The sequence below is a fragment of the Dyella jejuensis genome (genome assembly GCF_044904675.1).
In the GTDB taxonomy this organism is placed as follows: domain Bacteria; phylum Pseudomonadota; class Gammaproteobacteria; order Xanthomonadales; family Rhodanobacteraceae; genus Dyella_B; species Dyella_B jejuensis.
In genome coordinates, this window is sequence record NZ_JADIKJ010000001.1 from 286,409 (window position 1) to 306,089 (window position 19,681).

The 19,681-nt window shown below is 63.5% G+C and carries 20 protein-coding genes; 11 read left to right on the forward strand and 9 right to left on the reverse strand.

All coding sequences use genetic code 11. From position 1 onward, the window contains the following. Positions 1-115 precede the first annotated feature (115 nt). Positions 116-844: a hypothetical protein gene (locus ISP15_RS01125; RefSeq protein ID WP_404544130.1), complete on the forward strand. Its 729-nt coding sequence runs from the start codon at positions 116-118 to the stop codon at positions 842-844. Between the two features lie 24 nt (positions 845-868). Here ISP15_RS01125 and ISP15_RS01130 read toward each other — a convergent pair whose 3' ends face one another. Beyond that, complete coding sequence (locus ISP15_RS01130; protein ID WP_404544132.1) at positions 869-1,342, reverse strand: Lrp/AsnC family transcriptional regulator; 474 nt, start codon at positions 1,340-1,342, stop codon at positions 869-871. Positions 1,343-1,509: 167 nt separating this feature from the next. Here ISP15_RS01130 and ald point away from each other — a divergent pair, with 167 nt between their 5' ends. The 4 genes from ald to ISP15_RS01150 all read left to right on the forward strand — a co-directional run bounded on the left by ald (position 1,510) and on the right by ISP15_RS01150 (position 6,904). Continuing rightward, the gene (ald, locus tag ISP15_RS01135) at positions 1,510-2,628 is read left to right on the forward strand and encodes an alanine dehydrogenase (protein ID WP_404544133.1); all 1,119 of its coding nucleotides are present in this window, start codon (positions 1,510-1,512) and stop codon (positions 2,626-2,628) included. 522 nt (positions 2,629-3,150) lie between these two features. Further along, positions 3,151-3,660 carry a (2Fe-2S)-binding protein gene (locus tag ISP15_RS01140; RefSeq protein ID WP_404544360.1) on the forward strand — a complete coding sequence of 170 codons (510 nt, stop codon included), beginning with the start codon at positions 3,151-3,153 and terminating at the stop codon, positions 3,658-3,660. Positions 3,661-3,662: 2 nt separating this feature from the next. Next, complete coding sequence (locus ISP15_RS01145) at positions 3,663-4,661, forward strand: FAD binding domain-containing protein (RefSeq protein ID WP_404544136.1); 999 nt, start codon at positions 3,663-3,665, stop codon at positions 4,659-4,661. Positions 4,662-4,672: 11 nt separating this feature from the next. Beyond that, a complete protein-coding gene (locus ISP15_RS01150) occupies positions 4,673-6,904 on the forward strand; it encodes a xanthine dehydrogenase family protein molybdopterin-binding subunit (protein WP_404544138.1) in 2,232 nt (743 codons plus the stop codon). A 20-nt stretch (positions 6,905-6,924) separates the two neighbouring features. Here the strand turns inward: ISP15_RS01150 and ISP15_RS01155 are convergent, their stop codons facing one another. Both ISP15_RS01155 and ISP15_RS01160 read right to left on the reverse strand, forming a co-directional pair. After that, complete coding sequence (locus ISP15_RS01155) at positions 6,925-7,692, reverse strand: LytR/AlgR family response regulator transcription factor (protein WP_404544140.1); 768 nt, start codon at positions 7,690-7,692, stop codon at positions 6,925-6,927. Beyond that, positions 7,689-8,792 carry a sensor histidine kinase gene (locus tag ISP15_RS01160; protein WP_404544142.1) on the reverse strand — a complete coding sequence of 368 codons (1,104 nt, stop codon included), beginning with the start codon at positions 8,790-8,792 and terminating at the stop codon, positions 7,689-7,691. Before ISP15_RS01160 ends, ISP15_RS01155 begins: the two co-directional genes overlap by 4 nt. 181 nt (positions 8,793-8,973) lie before the next feature. On the opposite strand from ISP15_RS01160, the gene ISP15_RS01165 reads away from it, so the two are divergent. Further along, entirely contained in the window at positions 8,974-9,438 is a 465-nt protein-coding gene (locus tag ISP15_RS01165) for a GNAT family N-acetyltransferase (protein ID WP_404544144.1), read from the forward strand. 153 nt (positions 9,439-9,591) lie between these two features. Here the strand turns inward: ISP15_RS01165 and ISP15_RS01170 are convergent, their stop codons facing one another. Continuing rightward, the gene (locus ISP15_RS01170) at positions 9,592-10,011 is read right to left on the reverse strand and encodes a KGG domain-containing protein (protein WP_404544146.1); all 420 of its coding nucleotides are present in this window, start codon (positions 10,009-10,011) and stop codon (positions 9,592-9,594) included. Between the two features lie 131 nt (positions 10,012-10,142). After that, complete coding sequence (locus ISP15_RS01175; RefSeq protein WP_404544148.1) at positions 10,143-10,526, reverse strand: hypothetical protein; 384 nt, start codon at positions 10,524-10,526, stop codon at positions 10,143-10,145. A 102-nt stretch (positions 10,527-10,628) separates the two neighbouring features. On the opposite strand from ISP15_RS01175, the gene ISP15_RS01180 reads away from it, so the two are divergent. From ISP15_RS01180 to ISP15_RS01195, 4 genes are all read left to right on the forward strand, one after another. Next, a complete protein-coding gene (locus ISP15_RS01180; RefSeq protein ID WP_404544150.1) occupies positions 10,629-11,957 on the forward strand; it encodes an Nramp family divalent metal transporter in 1,329 nt (442 codons plus the stop codon). A gap of 119 nt (positions 11,958-12,076) precedes the next feature. After that, positions 12,077-12,586, forward strand: coding sequence for a ferritin-like domain-containing protein (locus tag ISP15_RS01185; protein ID WP_404544152.1), 510 nt, complete (start codon positions 12,077-12,079; stop codon positions 12,584-12,586). A gap of 44 nt (positions 12,587-12,630) precedes the next feature. Further along, positions 12,631-13,500 carry a manganese catalase family protein gene (locus ISP15_RS01190; protein WP_404544154.1) on the forward strand — a complete coding sequence of 290 codons (870 nt, stop codon included), beginning with the start codon at positions 12,631-12,633 and terminating at the stop codon, positions 13,498-13,500. A 118-nt stretch (positions 13,501-13,618) separates the two neighbouring features. Beyond that, positions 13,619-15,019 carry an FAD-containing oxidoreductase gene (locus ISP15_RS01195; protein ID WP_404544157.1) on the forward strand — a complete coding sequence of 467 codons (1,401 nt, stop codon included), beginning with the start codon at positions 13,619-13,621 and terminating at the stop codon, positions 15,017-15,019. Positions 15,020-15,127: 108 nt separating this feature from the next. Here ISP15_RS01195 and ISP15_RS01200 read toward each other — a convergent pair whose 3' ends face one another. Then, a complete protein-coding gene (locus ISP15_RS01200; protein WP_404544160.1) occupies positions 15,128-16,807 on the reverse strand; it encodes a PQQ-dependent sugar dehydrogenase in 1,680 nt (559 codons plus the stop codon). A gap of 252 nt (positions 16,808-17,059) precedes the next feature. Continuing rightward, positions 17,060-17,401, reverse strand: coding sequence for a helix-turn-helix domain-containing protein (locus ISP15_RS01205; RefSeq protein WP_404544162.1), 342 nt, complete (start codon positions 17,399-17,401; stop codon positions 17,060-17,062). A 183-nt stretch (positions 17,402-17,584) separates the two neighbouring features. Between ISP15_RS01205 and ISP15_RS01210 the strand changes: the two genes are divergently transcribed. Next, positions 17,585-17,848, forward strand: a complete 264-nt coding sequence (locus ISP15_RS01210; protein ID WP_404544164.1) for an XAC0095 family protein — start codon at positions 17,585-17,587, stop codon at positions 17,846-17,848. Here ISP15_RS01210 and ISP15_RS01215 read toward each other — a convergent pair. After that, complete coding sequence (locus tag ISP15_RS01215; protein WP_404544166.1) at positions 17,839-18,003, reverse strand: hypothetical protein; 165 nt, start codon at positions 18,001-18,003, stop codon at positions 17,839-17,841. The two genes, ISP15_RS01210 and ISP15_RS01215, sit on opposite strands and share 10 nt — an antisense overlap. A 192-nt stretch (positions 18,004-18,195) precedes the next feature. Next, on the reverse strand, positions 18,196-19,563 hold the full coding sequence (locus ISP15_RS01220) for a formimidoylglutamate deiminase (RefSeq protein ID WP_404544168.1): 1,368 nt from the start codon (positions 19,561-19,563) through the stop codon (positions 18,196-18,198). Between the last annotated feature and the right edge of the window lie 118 nt (positions 19,564-19,681).

The following is a 19,681-nucleotide window of genomic DNA, read 5'->3' on the forward strand; positions in this document are numbered from 1 at the left end:
GCGATCGCGCGCTGATGCGACTCGACCATACCGTTCGGGGGCGGCTATGAAGGCAGGACACAAGGGAGCCGGATTTCCAGCAATTCGTTGGGTAGCAGCCAGCTGCCTTTTCATATTGATCGCCCACGCCCTGGCCTATTTCACGCACGAATACTTCCATTCGTTCACGGCTTGGCTGCTTGGATTCAAGCAACACCCGCTGGATTTGGACTATGGCCGTTGCAATGCTTCGAACATCCTCTTCCAGCAGGAGGTCGACGAAAACGTTCAGTACGACCCGATCTTCGCTTCACACCATGGCCTTAGCGCGGCGCTGATTGCCTTTGCCGGCCCAGGCATCGGAAATGGAGCGTTTTACTTCTTGTACTTTTGGCTATTCCGGAAATCGATCAGCAAGGGCGCAAACCGGCTCAGCCAGCTTTTCTTCTGGCTAGCCTTGATGTCGGCGGGCAACGTATGGAGCTACGCCCCGACCAGGACCATTACCACCCACGGCGACATGGCGCTGCTTGCGCGGGGCCTGGGCATATCTGCGTGGGCGCTGTTTCCGCTGGTTACCGTGCCGGCGATGTACATCGCCTATAGCTTCTTCACCCGTTTGTTTCCCCTGGCCCGGCAATCGCTGTTCAGCGCTGAGCCGCAGCACCTGTACATGTCGTCGGCGCTGGTGGCTTATTTCTATTTCGGTTTCTTTGGCGGCAGCGAGATAGGAGGCCACTATGGGGTCGTCCCAGCCCTCTTTTCTTTGTTCTCGGTGCTGATCGTGCTTCCGCTTGCGGTTGCCTATTGCATTCAAGACCCTCGGCATTGGGACAACACCCGAGAGCATTCTTCCGCGCCATAGCCCGCCGCCTGCCGCTATCGGGTATTACACCGGCAACGCGGTCGTCCTTTTCACCGTGCGCAAGGCCAGCGTCGATTGCACGCGCACCACACCTGGCAACTGGGTGAGGATTTCAGTGTGGATGCGCTCGAAATCCGCCGAATCGGCGTAGGCCACGCGCACCATGTAATCGGCGGCGCCGGCCAGCAGGCAGCATTCGGTCACTTCCGGATGTTTCTGGATCGCCTCCTCGAACGCATCGAGCGCGGCGCGGCCTTGCTGGTCGAGCGTCACCAGCACGAAGGCGGTGCCGGCCAGGCCCGCGGCCTTTTCGTCCAGCAGCATCACATAGCGGGCAATCAGGCCGCGCTCTTCCAGCAGCTTGACCCGGCGCAGGCAGGCCGAGGGGGAAAGATTGATGCGCAAGGCCAGCTCCATATTGGCCAGCCGGCCGTCCTCTTGCAGCCATCGGAGGATGGCGCGGTCACGCTCGTCCAGGGGTGGGAAATTATTCGTCATGGATTCTGCATTCAAGCCATTCTCTCGCATCGAGTGCGAAAGATTGGCGCTCTGGTGGCCATAATCAGCGAGAAATTGTGCAATAGCTTGATCATACTGCGCTGCGCGCGGGGCACGGAAGGCCGGCGCCCACATCTTCCTTCCCTCACCCCACAGAGACTCATTCCATGCGCATCGGTGTGCCGAAAGAAATCAAGAACCACGAGTACCGCGTGGGCCTCGTTCCCTCGTCCGTGCAGGAGCTGGTGCACCACGGCCACCAGGTGCTGGTGCAGAAGGACGCCGGCGTGGGCGCCGGGTTGTCCGACGCCGACTATGTCGCCGCCGGCGCCACCATCATCGACAGCGCCGACCAGATCTTCGCCGACGCGGACATGATCGTGAAGGTAAAAGAGCCGCTGGCGGTGGAGCGCAAGAAGCTGCGCAAGGGCCAGATCCTGTTTACCTACCTGCACCTGGCGCCCGATGCGGAACAGACCCGCGACCTGATCGATTCCGGCGCCATCTGCATCGCCTATGAAACCGTCACCTCGCCCAACGGTTCGCTGCCGCTGCTGACGCCGATGTCCGAGGTGGCCGGTCGCCTGGCGCCGCAGGTCGGCGCGCACTCGCTGGAGAAGGCGCAGGGCGGACGCGGCGTGCTGCTTGGCGGCGTGCCCGGCGTGCCGGCCGCCGAAGTGGTGATCCTGGGCGGTGGCGTGTCCGGTACCCATGCGGCCAGCATCGCGGTGGGCATGGGCGCGAAGGTAACGGTCGTCGATCGCTCGGCCGACGCGCTCAAGCGCCTCGCCAGCCAGTTCGGCACCGCCATTTCCACCGTGTTTTCCACGCGCTCGGCGATCGAGGAACTGGTACGCCGCGCCGACCTGCTGATCGGCACGGTGCTGGTCCCCGGCGCCGCCGCACCCAAGCTGGTCTCGCACGCCATGGTGCGCACGATGAAGCCGGGCTCGGTGATCGTCGACGTCGCCATCGACCAGGGCGGCTGCGTGGAAACCTCGCATGCCACCACGCACTCCGATCCTACCTATGTGGTCGACGGCGTCGTGCATTACTGCGTGGCCAACATGCCGGGCGCGGTGGCCCGTACTTCCACCTTCGCGCTCAACAACGTGACCCTGCCCTTCACCCTGGCGCTGGCCAACCACGGCTGGAAGAAAGCGCTGGCGCAGGACGTGCACCTGCGCAACGGCCTGAACGTGTTCGAAGGCAAGGTGGTATGCGAGCCGGTCGCACTGGCCCATGACCTGCCTTACGTGAAGGCGGAAACCGCCATCGGCATGTAAGCCGGCGGCAAGGCGGCGTGCCCATGCGGGCACGCCGCGCGCTTTCTCCAGGAGGACATCCTCCCCAGGCGGCAGCACGCACATACGGCGCCGATCCACGCTTCGGCCGCAGCGCTTCGATGTCGGTGCACAGGGACCCCGGTTCGTTGCTGGTTAGAAAGCTTTCCAGCCGGGCGATCCGCAATCCTCCGAAACGCTACGCGCCCCATTTCCTCCCATTCCTGGAAAGTGCTGACCGCGCTGTATGAGAACGGCATGCCGTTCGAATGGCGCGCACCATGCAAACGGCTGCAAGCCTAGCCACGCCGTTGGCTCCTTGTGCACGCCTGCCTAACTGTCAATACGGTTGAATCGGTCCAGACATCCCCGCCCACAGGACCACCGCCCATGCCTGAGGACCGTCCAGCCAACCCGCCCAAGCGCGGCCATGGTCAGGATGCCCTGAGCCGCAGGGATTTCCTGCAAATGATCGGAGTGACAGGCATGGCATCAGGTTTCAAATGGTCAAGCGCGCACGCCGCCATGGCCCCAGGCGATGCGCCTGACGCTTCCAAGCGCCACGACGACGACACCCGCACGCAAGTCAAAATCAGCGTGAATGGGCAACCGCAGGAGCTGGAGGTCGACAATCGCACCAGCCTGCTCGACGCACTGCGCGATCACCTGCACCTGACCGGCACCAAGAAAGGCTGCGATCACGGACAGTGCGGCGCCTGCACCGTGCACGTCAATGGAAGGCGGATCAATGCCTGCCTGAGCCTGGCGGTCATGCACGATGGCGACCAGGTGACCACCATCGAAGGGCTTGGCCAACCGGGTGCGATGCATCCCATGCAGCGGGCGTTCGTCGAGCACGATGGTTATCAATGCGGTTATTGCACGTCCGGCCAGATCATGTCCGCGGTAGCCATGTTGCACGAGCAGTGGGGCAGCGCCGATGCCGATATCCGCGAGGCGATGAGCGGCAATATCTGCCGTTGCGGCGCGTACCAGAACATCCTGGCGGCAATCAAGCAAGTTCGGCAGGGCTAAGCATGCAGACATTCGCCTTTTCCCGCGCGACCCGGATCGATCAGGCCATCCAGGCCGGAACCCGCGCGTCGACCGCGCAACAGGGCGCGGAAGTGCGCTTCGTCGCCGGCGGCACCACGCTTATCGACTTGATGAAGCTGGACGTCGAGCATCCCGCGCAGGTCATCGATATCAATCATCTGCCGCTCGGCGAGGTCGAACAGACGTCCGACGGCGGCTTGAAGATCGGCGCGCTGGTGCGCAATGCCGATCTGGCGGTGCATCCGCAAGTGCAGCAGCACTACGCCGTGCTGGGCGAAGCCCTGTTGTCCGGCGCGTCCGGGCAACTGCGCAACATGGCCACCACCGGCGGCAATCTGCTGCAACGCACGCGCTGCGTGTATTTCCGGGATACCGCATGCGCCTGCAACAAGCGCGAACCCGGCAGCGGCTGCGCGGCCATCGGGGGCTACAACCGTAACCTGGCGATCCTGGGCGTCAGCAAGCACTGCATCGCCAGCAATCCTTCCGACATGAATGTGGCGCTGGCTGCCCTGGAGGCCATCGTGGTCATCCGTGGCGCCAGGGGGGAACGCCAGGTGCCGATCAACGAATTTTTCCTGTTGCCCGGCGATACGCCGCAGCGCGAAACCGTGCTGGAGCCCGGCGACCTGATCACCCACGTGCTGCTGCCGCGGCCGCTGGATGGCGCGCGATCGCATTACCTCAAACTGCGCGACCGCGCCTCCTATGAATTTGCGCTGGCCTCGGCCGCCGTGGTGGTGCATACCGAGAATCGGCGCATCGTCCAGGCGCGGGTGGCGATGGGCGGCATCGGCACGCGCCCCTGGCGCTCGCCTGAAGCCGAGCACGTGCTGGCCGGCCAGGCGCCATCGCCGGCCCTGTTCGACCGGGCCGCCCAGGCGCTGCTGGCCAACGCGCAGCCGCAGAGCCAGAACGGCTTCAAGCAAGAACTCGCCAGGCGCTGCCTGATCCAGGCCCTTGGCACGGTCACCGCCTGAGGAAACACCACATGGCATCCAGCGATTCCTTCACTACCCTGCCCGTGGTCGGCCGTGCGCATACGCGCATCGACGGGCCGCTGAAGGTATGCGGGGTGGCGCGCTACTCGTCCGACTTCAATTTCCCCGAGCTGCTGCATGCCGTGCCCGTGTGCGCCACGATAGCGAACGGGCGCGTCGCAAGCATCGACGCATCCCAGGCCGCGCGCATGCCGGGCGTGCGAAAAATCTATACCCACGAAAACATCGGCACGTTCTATCGCGCGTCCAAGGCCAGCAAGGCCATGATCGACGAAAAGCGGCCTCCGCTCGACGATGACCGGGTGCGCTACTACGGGCAATACGTGGCATTGGTGGTGGCCGACAGTTTCGAGCAGGCCACCGCCGCGGCGCGTGCGGTGAACGTGGACTACGCCGATGTGCAGGCACCTTCGGTATCCACGCAACTGAGCCCCGAAAAACCGCCGGAAAAGGAAACCGAGCGCGGCGATCCCGATGGCGCCTATGCGCGAGCGGCGGTCAAGCTCGACCATACCTACAGCACGCCGGTAGAAACACATAACCCGATCGAACTGCATGCCAGCCTCGCCATCTGGGATGGCACGCATTTCACGCTTTACGAAACCACCCAGGCGATCATGAATTACCGCGCGGTGATGGCGCAGATGCTTGGCGTGCCGACCGACAACGTGCGTGTCATCACCGAATACCTGGGGTCCGGGTTCGGCGGCAAGCTGTGGCCATGGACGCAGGCGTTGCTGGCGGCAGCCGCCGCACGCGACCTGCATCGGCCGGTCAAGCTGGTGGTGTCACGGCAGATGATGTTCCACAACGTGGGTCATCGACCGCACACTCAGCAACGCATCCGCCTGGCCGCCGACAAGGACGGTACGCTGGTTTCGCTGCGACACGATTATCTTTATCACCGTGCCCTGCTGGCCGACTACAAGGAAGATTGCGGCGAGGCCACCGGCTTTCTCTACAGCACCCCGAACCTGCGCGTCACCAGCGGCTATGCCGAACGCAATGTAGGACCGGCAACCTCCATGCGCGGTCCCGGCGCGGTGCCCGGCCTGTTCGCGCTGGAATCGGCGATGGACGAACTGGCGATTGCGCTGCATATGGATCCGATCGCGCTGCGCCTGAAGAACGAGCCGTCCATGGACGAAATGGAAAACATTCCGTTCTCCTCCCGTCATCTCAAGGAATGCCTCACCCGCGGCGCGGACATGTTCGGCTGGTCGCGACGCCAGCCGACGGTCGGCGCGATGCGCGACGGCGATACGATCATCGGCCTGGGCGTCGCCGGTTGCAGCTGGATCGCCGAGCGCTTCCCCGCGCAGGCCACTGTGATCCTGTTTGCCGATGGCGGCGTGCAGGTACGCAGCGGTACGCAGGATATCGGCACCGGCACCTATACCGTCATCGCGCAGATGGCCGCCGGTCTGGCGGGCGTGGACGTGACTGCGGTAAAAGTGGTGATCGGCGACACGCAGCTGCCGCCCGGGCCATGGTCAGGCGGCTCGATGGCTACTGCCTCGATGGTGCCTGCCATGGTGCAGGCGATTGAACAGGCCGGCGAACAGCTGACGAAAATCGCCGCCGAAGACGAACACTTCAAAGGCGTGGACGCCGGGCAGCTGGCCTTCACCGAAGGAAAGGTCCATCGCAAGGACCAGGCCCCGGATACCGGACGCCACTTCCGCGAGCTGCTGTCATCCGCGCGCATGGCCCAGGTGGAAGGGCATGGCAAGGCGGAGGGAACGTTCGGCCAGAAGAAAAAGGCCTTCTCCACGCATTCCTATGGCGCGCACTTCGTCGAAGTCGCCTGGCAGCCGAAGCTCGCGCGCCTGCGCGTCCGGCGCACGTTGACCGTGATCGATGCCGGTCGCATCGTCAACCCGCTGACCGGCCGCAACCAGATCGAAGGCGCGGTGGTGATGGGCATAGGCATGGCGATGCTGGAGCAAACCCATTACGACGACCGCAACGGCATGGCCGCCAACAGCAATCTCGCCGATTACATGATGACCACCCATGCCGACATGCCACCGCACATGGATGTGCTGTTCCTGGATTACCCCGACACCAAGGTCAATGCCATGGGTGTGCGCGGCATTGGCGAAATAGGCCTCGCCGGCATCGCCGCGGCTATCACCAACGCGGTGTATCACGCCACCGGCGTGCGCGTGCGCGATATTCCGATTCACGTCGAAGATCTGCTTGCCTCCAAGGTCGCGTGACGGGCCCGGCCACGCCACCGTTATCTTTCGGATTGCAGCAAGAGACCGGGCGGCAGGTTCGCCAGATAACGGCGCGTCCAGGTGACGCGCGCGCCATCGTCGAGCAGCAGGCGGTATTCGCCTTCCGGCCAGGAATGGATTTCGCGAATGGCTTCCAGGCGTACCAGCGTCGAGCGGTTGATCCGCGCAAAACGCATGGGATGGAGCCGCGACTGCATGTTCTCCAGCGTGCCGCGCAGGCGGTAACCATGCCCGCCTGCGTGGAGGTCCAGGTAATTGCGGCTGGCTTCGATCCGGCTGATCCGGTCGACGCGAACAAGTTGGGCGCTGTCGCCAGCCTGCACCAATATGTGCTCGAGATAATGCGTCGGCGCCGGCAGTCCGTTTAACAGTCCGTCCAGCCGCCGGCCAAGATCCTGCCTGGGCACCAGGCGTTCGCGCAGGCGCTGCAGCAACCGCTCAAAGCGCTGGGGGCTGACCGGCTTGAGCAGATAATCGAACGCATGTACTTCGAATGCCTGCACCGCGCGATCGTCGTGCGCGGTGACAAACACCACTTCCGCGGGCAGCGGTTCGCCCAGTGCCCGCAGCACGGCAAAGCCATCCATGTCGGGCATGCTGATGTCCAGGAACACGACGTCCGGCCGCTCGCGGGCGATCAGCTCAAGCGCATCACGGCCGTTGCCGGCTTCGCCGGCCACCCGCACATCTTCGGCCATGGCGAGGTAGCGCCGCAGTTTATCGCGCGCCGGCGCTTCGTCATCGACTATCGCGACGCGCAAGCTCATGCCGGCGAGCCCTGCTGCAATGGCAACCACAGCCACACGCGCGTGTCTTGTTCGCCAGGCTCCAGGCGCAAGCCTGCCGCATCGCCGTAAAGATGCTTCAAGCGCGCCTCGATATTGCTCAGGCCGATACCATGGCCCCGATGCGTGCCTCCGCCTTGGCCATGGTTGCGGACGCACAGTTCAAGCCGTCCATGCTCGCGTGCCGCGCTCACATCCACGCGCCGGATTTCCGCTGCGTCGGCATGATCGATCGCATTCTCCACCAGCGGCTGCAGAACCAGGAACGGCACCGTGGCATCGCCTAGCGACGGCTCCGCCTGGATGCGCACGCTCAATTGCGCGCCAAAGCGCGCGCGCTGGATATCCAGGTACAGCTCCAATAACCGCCATTCCTCGCGCAGCGGGTGCTGCTGCGCGCGTGCGCCGAGCGTGGCGCGCAGCAGTTCGCCGATGCGGGCGAGCATTTCGTCCGCCACTCGCGGCTGGTCATACATGATGGCGGAGACGGCGTTGAGCGTGTTGAACAGGAAATGCGGATTCAGCTGCAACCTCAATGCATCCAGCTGCGCTTCCGACAGCGCCGATTCCAGTTGCGCGGCCCGCAGTTCGCGCTGCTGGCCTTGGCGGTAGCGGTCGAACATCCACAGCACCAGCGCGACCAGCAGGTAATAGAACACGTCGCTGGGAAATTCCATGAGATAGCGCCATGCCATCACGCCATAGTCATAGCCGCCCAGTCCGCACAGCCGAAATAGCGCAACCCGCGAACCCCACATCAGGCTGGTATGCAACAAGGACAATGCAAGCAGCACCAGCAGATGACAGCCGTAACGCAGCCACCGGTTGTGCAAAGGCCGGATACGCCGCAAGGCCGCGATCAGCACCGGAAGCAGCATGCCGAAACTCAGGCTTCCGGTCATTTCCTCGATCAGCTTGGGCCCCAGCGAAACCGGAACGCGGTCCGCCACGTCATTGAGGTAGCGGTGCAGCGCGTTGAGCAGGCCAATCAGGACGACGATGCCAAGCCAAGCGGCAAGCCAGAAACCATGCGAGCGCGGCACGGCCAACGGGTCGGCGCCGGTGTTCCGGTAGGTTTTCATGCAATGGGTGGCCCCGGCGGCTCGTGGATGAGTCGATCGGGCAAATAGTAAGGGAAAGCCCAGCCACGCAGGCAACGCCGGACCTGCCGGCGTCGATGGCCGCCATGGCGCGGGGCCATCCGCATTGACGGCAAGCCACGTGCGGAAAATGATGATGCGCCATCCTGGAGCATCCCTAGCCATGCACATACTTCCCGGCGACCTCGATGACCCTCGCATCATGGCGCTGCTGCATACGCACGTGACCATCGCCCGCGCCCAGACCGCGCGCGATAGCGCCCATGCACTGGATATCGACGGCTTGCGTGCGGCCGATATTCACTTCTGGGCCGCCTGGGAACACGACCAGTTGCTGGGTATTGCCGCGCTGCGGCGGCTCTCGGCGACGCATGGCGAAATAAAATCCATGCACACCGCGCAGGCTGTGCGTCAACACGGCACCGGCAGCGCGTTATTGCGCCACCTTATCGGCGCCGCTCGCGCCAGCGGCATGTCGCGCCTGAGCCTGGAGACCGGTGCGTGGGATTATTTCATTCCCGCCCGTGCGTTCTATCGCCGGCACGGATTCGTGGAATGCCCGCCATTTGGCAACTACCTGGCCGATGCCAACAGTGTGTTCATGTCGCTCGATCTTGATGCTTGCTGACTTCGCCACATCCGCTTGAATCGCATAAAGCGGCGCCGGATCCATGCAGGCACCCGGCGCCGAATGTATGGCCTGCCAAATACGCCATGCCACACGACCGGTACTGAATCGCCATGCATGCCGATGAAGCAGGCCCTTTTCCCTGAGTTTCCCTCAGGTGTTTTTATGGCTCTGCCGCCCCGCTTCCGCGTGCTGTTCGCTACTGCCGCCGCGGGTGTTGCTCGCGCCTGCTTGCGATGCGCTGCCCGCCGCATTCCGCGCCTGGCCGCCATGGCTGCTTTCGCCGCCCTTGCGGCCGATATCCGCCATATGGCTGCGATCTTCACTGACCGCTTCGCCGCCCTTTTGTCCGATCGCCGACATGTGCTGCCGATCCTGGCTTACCGATTCGCCGCCCTTGCGACCCGCCTCGCGGGCTTCTTCCGAACTGAATTCATGTGCGTTGCCGCTTTCGTGTGCCGCGCGCCCGCCCTCGCTGGCGATTTCGCGTTGCTTGGATTCATCCATGCCTGCAAAGCCGCGACCGCCACCCTGTCCGCCACGGTTGTTACCGGTGTTCTGATGCGTTGCCATTATCGTAACTCCTGCTCTTATCTTCGATACCGTACGACACGCAAATGTGCCGCACGAAAGCCATCATGGCGAGATGCATCTGTAGCTGGAGTCTGTGCGCGGTGAAACCATTTCCACATAGAACGCAGCGATCAAGCGCATGCCTGCCTTGAAAAAGAGCGGCAGAAGTGTCTTTTCCATTGCCGAGGAGGGTTGAACAGCAAGACACTTCTGCCGCGACACAAACCATCAGACACCGCACTCAACAAAACGGGAACAGCGACGCCGAGCATCGCGAAGATTTTCTTCGAGGGCCTGCCGCTGCGACGCCAACAATGGGTCGCGAGCCGCGCCATCGCCTCGCCATAGCGCACACACAAACGTTGCCACGCCAGGCGCCGGCCCTGTTGCGCATCCGGCAACGCGCGCAACATTGTGATGAGCACGCGCCTCGTGCCGTCTCGAGCGAAAATGGACTCGTTGTGTTCCACGATAACCTCGCAGAGCGCGTCAGAGAAAACATGCCGGGTCAGCATGCCCGCACGGCGAGGAAGGCGGCGTCTGGAGCGAGTCAACGGGCTCTTCCACATCGCGCGGCGATGCCCTCTGCAAAGGGTTAACCTACGCGCAGCCTGCACGTGTCGCTTCCTACCATCGCCTTGCATCTTCTTGAGGACGCCCATTTGGACGCCAGGTACGACCCAGCCAGCCAGCATCCCGACGAAGCGACGCTACGGGAGATGCGCGCCGTGCTCAGCGGCAAACGTCGCGGATTCGCCGCGCTCACGCCGTTTGCCGGGCCGGCGATCGTCGTATCGGTGGCCTATATGGACCCGGGCAATTTCGCCACCAACATACAGGCGGGTGCCCGCTACGGCTATGGCTTGCTATGGGTGGTGCTGGTCGCCAACGCGATCGCGATGCTGTTCCAGGCGATGTCGGCGAAACTAGGCATTGTGACCGGGAGGAACCTGGCCCAGCTTTGCCGGGAAAGTTTTCCCGCGCCGCTGGTGTGGACGATGTGGATCGTGAGCGAAATCGCCGCCATGGCGACCGATCTTGCCGAGTTCCTTGGCGGCGCGATAGGACTCAGCCTGGTGTTTCATTTGCCGATGCTGATCGGCATGGCCATCACGGCGGCCGTGACCTATGCGCTGCTGCTGCTCGAGCGACGCGGCTTCCGGCGGCTGGAGCTGACCATCGGTGCGCTGGTGGGCATCGTCGGGCTGGCCTATCTGGCCGAACTTTTCATCGTCCCGATCGGCTGGGCGGATGCAGGGCGGCAGTTGCTGCTGCCGCGCCTGCCTGATGCGCAGGCTTGCGTGCTTGCAGTAGGCATCATTGGGGCCACCGTCATGCCCCACGCACTGTTCCTGCACTCGGGCTTGACGCAAGCGCGCTTTCCGACACGTTCGGAGAATGAACGACGCAAGGTGCTGCGCTTCTCGAACATCGAAGTGGTGGTGGCGCTCACCATTGCCGGCGTGATCAACCTGGCCATGGTCATGATGGCCGCCGGCGCCTTCCACGCCGGCCATCGGGACGTGGCTGAAATACAAACCGCTTACCTCACGCTGACACCGCTGCTGGGACATGCGGCGGCCGTCATCTTCCTGGTGTCGCTGATCGCATCGGGTATATCGAGTTCAGTGGTCGGCACGATGGCCGGCCAGTTGGTGATGCAGGGCTTCGTGGGCTTCGCCATCCCATTGTGGCTGCGTCGCGTGATCACCATGTTGCCCAGTTTCGCCGTGATCTACCTGGGCGTCGACGCTACGCGCGCACTGGTGCTCAGCCAGGCAGTGCTAAGCATTGCGTTGCCTTTTCCCATGCTGGCGCTGATCTGGTTTATTGCACGCCGGAAGTCCATGGGCGTGTACCGCAGCGGTGCGCCGACGTTGCTTGCCGCGGCAGTCGCCGCGTGCTTCGTGATCGCACTCAACCTTTTGCTGCTGACGCAGGCGTAACGAAACTGGGCAGTCGTGTCTTGCCTGCCTTGACGCTCACTTGACCCGCTATCGACCCCGACGCGCTCACAGTGCGAGCGCGGACTTTTTCTTCGTCCGCGTTGATCGAGGGCGACTGCATGGCCGAACACAAAGAAAACCTGCTCGACTGGTTGCGTGATGCCCACGCCATGGAGCAGCAGGCCGAGCAGATGCTCAAGGCCCAGGCGTCGCGCATCCAGCATTACCCGGAACTCAAGGCGCGCCTTGAAGCACACCTCGAAGAGACGCTGCAACAGCAGAAGATCGTCGAGGATTGCATCACCCGTCTCGGCGGCAAGCCCTCGACGGCGAAAGACCTCGCCGGCAAGGCGATGGCCTTCGCCCAGGGCGTCGGCGGCATGGCCGTCAGCGATGAAGTAATCAAGGGCGCGATCGCCGGCTATGTGTTCGAGAATATCGAGATCGCTACCTACACGGTGCTGATCGCGGCGGCCAAGTCCATCGGCGATACCGCCACGCAACGCGCCTGCGAAACGATCCTGCCGCAGGAACAGGCGATGGCCCGCTGGCTACTCGAGCATCTTCCGGATGTCACCACCCAATACCTCGCGCGCGACGCGGCCGAAGGGCTCGTCGCCAAACGCTGACGCGGCATCCGCCCGCACAGCAACCCACCCCTGGAGAAATTCCCATGTTTGCCCATAACAAGCGGTTGCAGTACTCCGTCCACGTTTCCGAATGCAATCCGGGATTGGCCAACCTGATGCTGGAGCAATTCGGCGGACCGCAAGGCGAACTCGCCGCGGCAATGCGCTATTTCACGCAGGCCCTGGCCGAAGAAGACCCCGGCCGCAAGGATCTGTTGCTGGATATCGCCACCGAGGAACTGAGCCACCTGGAAGTGATCGGCTCGATCGTTGCCATGCTCAACCGCGGCGCCAAAGGCGAATTGGCCGAAGGCGTGGCCGAAGCGGCCGACCTGTACCGTTCGCTGCAAGGACCGGGCAACGATTCGCACGTCACCCAGGTACTCTATGGCGGCGGCCCTGCGTTGACCAATTCCGGCGGCCAGCTGTGGAACGCAGGCTATATCGATTCGATCGGCGATCCCACGTGCGACTTGCGCTCGAATATCGCGGCCGAATCACGCGCCAAGATCATTTACGAACGGCTGATCAACGTGACCGCCGATCCTGGCGTAAAGGATGCGCTGGGCTTCCTGATGACGCGAGAAATCGCCCACCAGCTATCATTCGAGAAAGCGCTGTACGCCATCGAGCCGAATTTCCCACCCGGCAAGCTGCCCGGCAAGGACGGATTCACGCGCATGTATGTCAACACTTCGCAAGGCGAAGGCGATACGCGCGGACCCTGGAACAGTGACGACAACTTCAACTTCGTCACCGATCCCGACGAATTCCTGGCGATGGACGGTGGCGATGGACGCGCGAAGGTAAAGCTGGATTCCGAGGACAAGCAATGCGTAAAGGCCTTCGCCACGCGCACGGCGTCCAATCCGGACAGCAATCCCACCACCGGTGCGGAATTGGGCGGGGCCTGATCGCGACGGCGAATGGACGGTGCATGCCTGATGCCTGAAGGAGTTCGATCACCGTGACGCGCGGAGGACGCATGTGCAATCCAAGGCGGCTACATCCGGCACAGCGAGGTACCCGGCGATGAGCCGCCGCTTCGACGCGATCATCGTCGGTGCCGGCCAGGCCGGCCCGCCGCTGGCCGGCCGCCTTACCGCTGCGGGCATGCAAGTGGCTTTGGTCGAACGTCAGTTTTTCGGTGGCACCTGCGTCAATACCGGCTGCATGCCGACCAAGACCCTGGTAGCCAGCGCGCGCGTCGCGCACCAGGTGCGGCGCGCCGCCGATTACGGTGTCGTGCTCGGCGGCGAAGTGGGCATCGACTTTCAGCGAGTCATGGCACGCGCGCACACGGTGACCGACAACGCGCGCGGCAACGTCGAACGCTGGCTCGATGGCATGCATGGACTCACCGTGCTGCGCGGCCATGCCCGCTTCGAAAGCCATGACAGCTTGCGCATCGGTGGGGAAGCCATCAGCGCGCCGCGCATCTTCCTCAACGTCGGCGGTCGTGCGCTGGTGCCGGATATGCCCGGCGTGCACGCTATTCCCTACCTCACCAACACCTCGATCCTGCAGCTCGATATCTTGCCGGAGCATCTGGCGATCGTCGGCGGCAGTTATATCGGGCTGGAGTTTGCGCAAATGTTCCGCCGCTTTGGTGCGAAGGTGACCATCATCGAGCAGCAGCCGACCCTGATCGGTCGCGAGGACGACGATGTCTCCAGCACCATCGCCGAGATCCTGCAAGGCGAAGGGATCGCCGTGCGCACCCATGCCGAGTGCGTCGCTTTCGCCAAGCATGCGAGCGGTATCGCGGTAAAAGTCGATTGTGCCTGTGCCTCCGGCGATCCCGGACTCATCGTCAGCCACGTCTTGCTGGCCGTAGGGCGCCGGCCCAATACCGACGATCTCGGACTGGAACATGCCGGCGTATCCACCGACAAGCATGGTTACATCACGGTGGATGACACGCTCGCCACCAGCGTGCCGGGAATCTGGGCCATGGGCGATTGCAACGGCCGCGGCGCATTCACCCATACCGCGTACAACGATTTCGAAATCATCGCGGCCAATCTGCTTGATGGCGGCCAGCGGCGCGTGTCCTCGCGTATTGCCGGCTATGCCTTGTATATCGACCCGCCGCTGGGCCGCGTGGGCATGACCGAAGCGCAAGCACGCGCCAGCGGCAAGCGCGTACTGGTTTCCAAGCGGCCGATGTCGCGCGTTGGCCGCGCGGTGGAACGCGATGAAACGCAGGGCTTCATGAAAATCGTCGCCGACGCCGACACCCATCGCATACTGGGCGCGGCAATCCTCGGCATCAGCGGCGACGAGGCTATCCATGGCGTCATCGACCTGATGAACGCCGACCAGCCTTACGACACATTGCAATGGGCGGTGCCGATCCATCCGACCGTGTCGGAACTGCTGCCGACGCTGGTGGGCGAACTCAAGCCGGTTTGCCGCCCCGCTTCCTCGTAGCCGGAACAGATCAATGCTGGCGAATCGGACAATCGCCAAGCGCCAAGACGCCATTGACCTGCATGGATCGCTCGCAATCGGCAGCGCGTGCCGATCGCGACAGCACGCTCACTGGCCGGTGTAATCCACCCGCCAGATCGCATTGGAACCATCGTCCGTCACCAGCAATGAGCCATCCGGAGCAGTCGCCAGGCTGACCGGGCGTCCCCACACGCGGCCGTCGGGCAGCACGAAGCCGGTGAGGAAATCCTCGTATTCGCCGCTGGCCTTGCCGCTGTGATGGCGTGGAATGCGGATCACCTCGTAGCCTACGCGGGTGGATTTGTTCCAGGAGCCATGCTCGGCGGCAAATAGATCGCCGTCATACGCCTTGGGAAAGCGGCCGGCTTCGTAGAACGTAATCTGCAACGAGGCATTGTGTGGCTGCAGCAGCACATCGGGCGTGATCACCTTGTCCTTCAGCTCCGGATGCTTGCCGGCATGGCGTGGGTCTTGGTGCGCGCCCATGTACCACCACGGCCATCCGTAGAAGCCGCCTTGGCGCACCGAGGTGATGTAATCCGGCACCAGGTTGTCGCCCAGCCCATCGCGCTCGTTGACTGTCGTCCACAGCTGTCCATTCTTCGGATCGATGGCGATGCCTGATGGATTGCGGATGCCCCAGGCGTAGATGCGCTGGTGCGAGCCGTCGGGATCGAAGGCCAGGATGTTGGCGCGATCTTTTTCCGCGGGCGAGGTATCCGGATCGTTGATGTTGGACGCCGAGCCCACCGCCACGAACATGGTCTTGTTGTCGAGCGAGAAAGCGACATCGCGCGTCCAATGCCCCTCGCCGTGCGGCAGGTCGACGATATGCTCGGCCCTGCCCGTCGCCTTCAGGTCGCCATTGCGGTAAGGAAAACGAACTACCGCATCGGTATCGCCGACATAGACCCATTGCGGATGCGGCCCCAGCGGATAGAACGCGATGCCATAGGGACGATCCAGGCCAGTGGCGAAGACCGAGCTTTGGCGGGGTTTGCCATCCGCCGTCATGCCGCGGAATACATGGATCTGCCCGTTACCGCTTTCGGCCACGAAGATATCGCCGTTCGGCGCCACGCGGATCACGCGCGGCGTGTCCAGTCCTTCGGCATACAGGTTTACCTTGAAACCGGGTGGTGCTATGGGCAGCACGCCAGCGGGACGGGCCGCCATCGCCGGCGCATTGCTGGCCGAATGCGTGGCGTAGGGCGGCGGCAGATCGGCCAGCGTGATCTTGCGCAGCTTGCCCGGCGCTTCGTAGCGGAAATCGGTAAAGGGCGGCCTCGGCGCGGGTGTCGTAATGGGCGAGCCGCTCGCCGTGTCCTGCTCGGCCGGCGCGGCCGTGGCGCTAGGCAGCGTCTTGAGGTAAGCGACGATCTGCCAGCGCTGCGCTTCCGGCAGGCTGGCCCAGGACGGCATGCCGTTTGCTACCGAACCTTTGCTGATGAACCAGAACAGCGCACCATCCGTCGCCTGTTGGGTCGCCCCTTGCGCAAGCGCCGGAATGTTGCCGGTGCCCTGCCCGATATCGCCGTGGCAGCTTGCGCAATGCGCTGCATACAAGCGGCCACCCACGGCGATCGCCGCCGGCTGGCCGCTATAGGGATTGGCGACTGATGCGGCCGAACCCGGAGCGCCATGGAATACCGTGGCATCGGCAGCGCGGCACGGTGCCGATGCCAGCACCGCGAGCGCGAAACAAACCGCCATCACGCGACGGATCGATGGCAATGGCGCCGGCACCATCAAGGAGGCTTCGAGCATGAGGGGGTTCCTTTCGCGATGGATGACGATGAGCGCGCCTTCCCTGCCGCCATGCGAGATCCGTGCATGCAACGGATCGGATTGTCGACCTTTTACCGTGACGGACGGGTGCCTGATGCTGCGAAAAAACTGCCTGATCGCGGGAAGTGGGGGCCCGGCACCGCCCTATTTTTCCGGCCCCGGTCCGTTCCGATCCTGGCCGACCCACCGTGACTGGGCGCGGGCCTTTCCCGTAGAGACAACATGCAACACCTATTTCCGGTCTTTGCCCGGCCGCTTTTTAGCCGTCTTCGCAGGTTTTTCGCGCTTGCGCGTGGAAAGCCGCGGCGGGCGTTCCTGGCTGGTGGCAGCCTTCAGGCGCTTTTCGTAGTGCTCGGCGAACTTCGGAAAGCTCACATCGTAGACCGCGCAGAATTCGCGCACCTGCACCAGGTCGATGCCGCGACGCCCTACCTCCACGGCGGAAACGTAAGTCTGCGGTCGCCCCAGGGCCTCTGCCGCCTCGGCCTGGGTCATGTCAGCCTGTCGGCGAAAGTCGAAAAGCAGCGTCACCAATTCCTTATGCTCCAACGAATGGATGCTCTTCCGCTTCATAACCGCCCTCACTAGGTGGGCGATGACGTTATTACCCGCCTTCCGGTTACGCGAAAGTCAGCTTTTTACCTAGTTTCCGAATAGCAAAAAAAATTAGACTGGGCTCGGCGGCATGCTGTTCTTTAGTGGCAAGCCTTCCGCACGTCGACCAGCGCAATGTAGCAACCACACGGAGATACAGCTATGGCAGGCAACCCCCGCGTCTCTACCCGGTTAAATTTCGAAGCCTCCCGCCTGCTGACCGCAGAAGACCTCGAGCATCTTTGCGGCCTGCGCGATGAATTGCTGCTGCTGGCCGCCTGCGCCGCACGTCGCGCCACGCGCGAGCCCGAACTGGTCGTCTGCCGCAATACCCTTGCGCATTGTTTCGAACACCTGGCCCAGCGGCTGGATGAGGTGCTGGCAGACAAGCACCACACCGACAAGCGCAACGACCATCAGCGATAGCGCCAATGGCCGCCCACCCACATATGGCCCGGCCCCCAATACCCCGGCACCCACACGCGGGCCGGTCGGGGCGAGACGACTACACAGCCGGCTTGCATCACGGTACCGCACAGCACAGCAAGCGCAATCAGGAAGACGGATAAGTGACGACGCATGGATGCTCTCTCCTCGAGTGGAAACTCATGTCGGAGAACGGCGCCTCGCAATGTCAGATGACCGCGCCAACCTGAACTGATGCCGATAGTTCAGGCCGGGCTTCAGCCTGCGGAAAGGTACTCACGTTGCCGCTTTGCGCTCGCCACAGCGCGCAGCGCCAGTTTTGTTCTGGCGAAGAGGCGTGCTCAGGCTTAGGTCATTTGTTCCATCACTGCACGATAGCGTGCCGCGATGCGTGCTTCGTCGCGATGCTGGAAATCCCTTACCACCCATTCCCCACCGGCCATCACGTCCCGCACCAGCGGCGTGTTTCCGGCAAACAGGAAGCTATCCATCACGGAACGACTATCGCGTGCGGCGAGCAAGGGCGCGTTGCCGTCGAGCACGATGAAATCGGCGCGCGCTCCTGCATCGAGCGCGCCGATCGCCAGCCCCGACGCCTGCGCCCCGCCCTGCAACGCTGCATGCCATAGCGTTTCGCCGACGCTATCGCCGGCATGGCGCGCAGCCACGTTGCGATGGCGTGTGCTGAGGCGCTGCCCGTATTCGAGCCAGCGCAATTCCTCCACCGGCGAGATCGAGATATGGGAGTCCGAGCCGATGCCAAGCGTGCCGTGCGCATCGAGGTAGCGTGCAAGCGGGAACAATCCATCGCCGAGATTGGCTTCGGTGGTGGGACATAGGCCGGCCACCGCGCCGCTGCGCGCGAGCTGCGCGGTTTCCGCTTCGGTCAGGTGGGTGGCATGTACCAGGCACCAGCGCTGGTCGACGGGGGCGTGGTCGAACAACCATTCCACTGGACGAGCGCCGCGGGTGGCGAGGCAATCCTGTACTTCACCGATTTGTTCGGCGACATGGATATGGATGGGACCGGTTTTCAGCGCGTCGCTGCCAATCACCTCGCGCCAGGCGCTTTCGGGAATGGCGCGCAGGGAATGCAAGGCCACGCCAACGCGCAGGCGGTCGCTTTGAAGCGTGCGCAAGCGCGCCAGCAGTGACAGGTAACTGTCCAGGTCGTGGCCGAAGCGGCGCTGGCGCGGCGTCAGCGGGCGGCCGTCGAAACCGCCGCTCATGTACAGCACGGGCAGCAGGGTCAGCGCGATGCCTGCCTCGCGTGCGGCTTCGATCAATGCCAGCGACATCGCCTCCGGCTGTGCGTAGGGCGTGCCATCCGGCTGATGGTGCAGGTAATGGAATTCGCAGACCTGGGTGTAGCCGGCCTTGAGCATCTCCACGTAGAGCTGGGCGGCGATGGCCTGCAAGGCGTCCGGACCGATACGAGCGGCGAAACCGTACATCGTTTCGCGCCAGGTCCAGAAGGAATCATCGCCCGGGCCCCGGCGTTCGGCCAAACCGGCCATGGCGCGCTGGAAGGCGTGCGAATGCAGGTTGGGCATGCCGGGCAGCACCCAGCCATCGAGATACTGCGGTGTTTCCAGGGCGGCCTCGGCGGCGGCGATATGGCCACGGTCGTCGACGGCGAAAACGGCATCCTCGTTCCACCCTTCCCGCCACAGTTGCCTTGCCTTGAATGTGTAGACCGCAGCCGCATTGCTCATGAAAATCTCCGGGGGGCATAAGCTGTCCCGTGCCTGGCCGATCGCGCGGCTACCGATGGAAGCAACCTCGCGCGCGCCATTTGACAGCCCGCAGAGTGTACCCGCCGTACTCGCATCC

Excerpts from the sequence above, each read along its gene's own strand:
- ISP15_RS01220 (WP_404544168.1), bottom strand. The coding sequence starts at position 19,563 with ATGAGCAATGCGGCTGCGGTCTACACATTCAAGGCAAGGCAACTGTGG.
- ISP15_RS01145 (WP_404544136.1), top strand. The coding sequence starts at position 3,663 with ATGCAGACATTCGCCTTTTCCCGCGCGACCCGGATCGATCAGGCCATC.
- ISP15_RS01175 (WP_404544148.1), bottom strand. The coding sequence starts at position 10,526 with ATGCTGACCCGGCATGTTTTCTCTGACGCGCTCTGCGAGGTTATCGTG.
- ald (WP_404544133.1), top strand. The coding sequence starts at position 1,510 with ATGCGCATCGGTGTGCCGAAAGAAATCAAGAACCACGAGTACCGCGTG.
- ISP15_RS01130 (WP_404544132.1), bottom strand. The coding sequence starts at position 1,342 with ATGACGAATAATTTCCCACCCCTGGACGAGCGTGACCGCGCCATCCTC.
- ISP15_RS01215 (WP_404544166.1), bottom strand. The coding sequence starts at position 18,003 with ATGCGTCGTCACTTATCCGTCTTCCTGATTGCGCTTGCTGTGCTGTGC.
- ISP15_RS01160 (WP_404544142.1), bottom strand. The coding sequence starts at position 8,792 with ATGAAAACCTACCGGAACACCGGCGCCGACCCGTTGGCCGTGCCGCGC.
- ISP15_RS01200 (WP_404544160.1), bottom strand. The coding sequence starts at position 16,807 with ATGCTCGAAGCCTCCTTGATGGTGCCGGCGCCATTGCCATCGATCCGT.
- ISP15_RS01195 (WP_404544157.1), top strand. The coding sequence starts at position 13,619 with ATGAGCCGCCGCTTCGACGCGATCATCGTCGGTGCCGGCCAGGCCGGC.
- ISP15_RS01205 (WP_404544162.1), bottom strand. The coding sequence starts at position 17,401 with ATGAAGCGGAAGAGCATCCATTCGTTGGAGCATAAGGAATTGGTGACG.
- ISP15_RS01140 (WP_404544360.1), top strand. The coding sequence starts at position 3,151 with ATGGCCCCAGGCGATGCGCCTGACGCTTCCAAGCGCCACGACGACGAC.
- ISP15_RS01155 (WP_404544140.1), bottom strand. The coding sequence starts at position 7,692 with ATGAGCTTGCGCGTCGCGATAGTCGATGACGAAGCGCCGGCGCGCGAT.
- ISP15_RS01210 (WP_404544164.1), top strand. The coding sequence starts at position 17,585 with ATGGCAGGCAACCCCCGCGTCTCTACCCGGTTAAATTTCGAAGCCTCC.
- ISP15_RS01165 (WP_404544144.1), top strand. The coding sequence starts at position 8,974 with ATGCACATACTTCCCGGCGACCTCGATGACCCTCGCATCATGGCGCTG.
- ISP15_RS01190 (WP_404544154.1), top strand. The coding sequence starts at position 12,631 with ATGTTTGCCCATAACAAGCGGTTGCAGTACTCCGTCCACGTTTCCGAA.
- ISP15_RS01150 (WP_404544138.1), top strand. The coding sequence starts at position 4,673 with ATGGCATCCAGCGATTCCTTCACTACCCTGCCCGTGGTCGGCCGTGCG.
- ISP15_RS01185 (WP_404544152.1), top strand. The coding sequence starts at position 12,077 with ATGGCCGAACACAAAGAAAACCTGCTCGACTGGTTGCGTGATGCCCAC.
- ISP15_RS01170 (WP_404544146.1), bottom strand. The coding sequence starts at position 10,011 with ATGGCAACGCATCAGAACACCGGTAACAACCGTGGCGGACAGGGTGGC.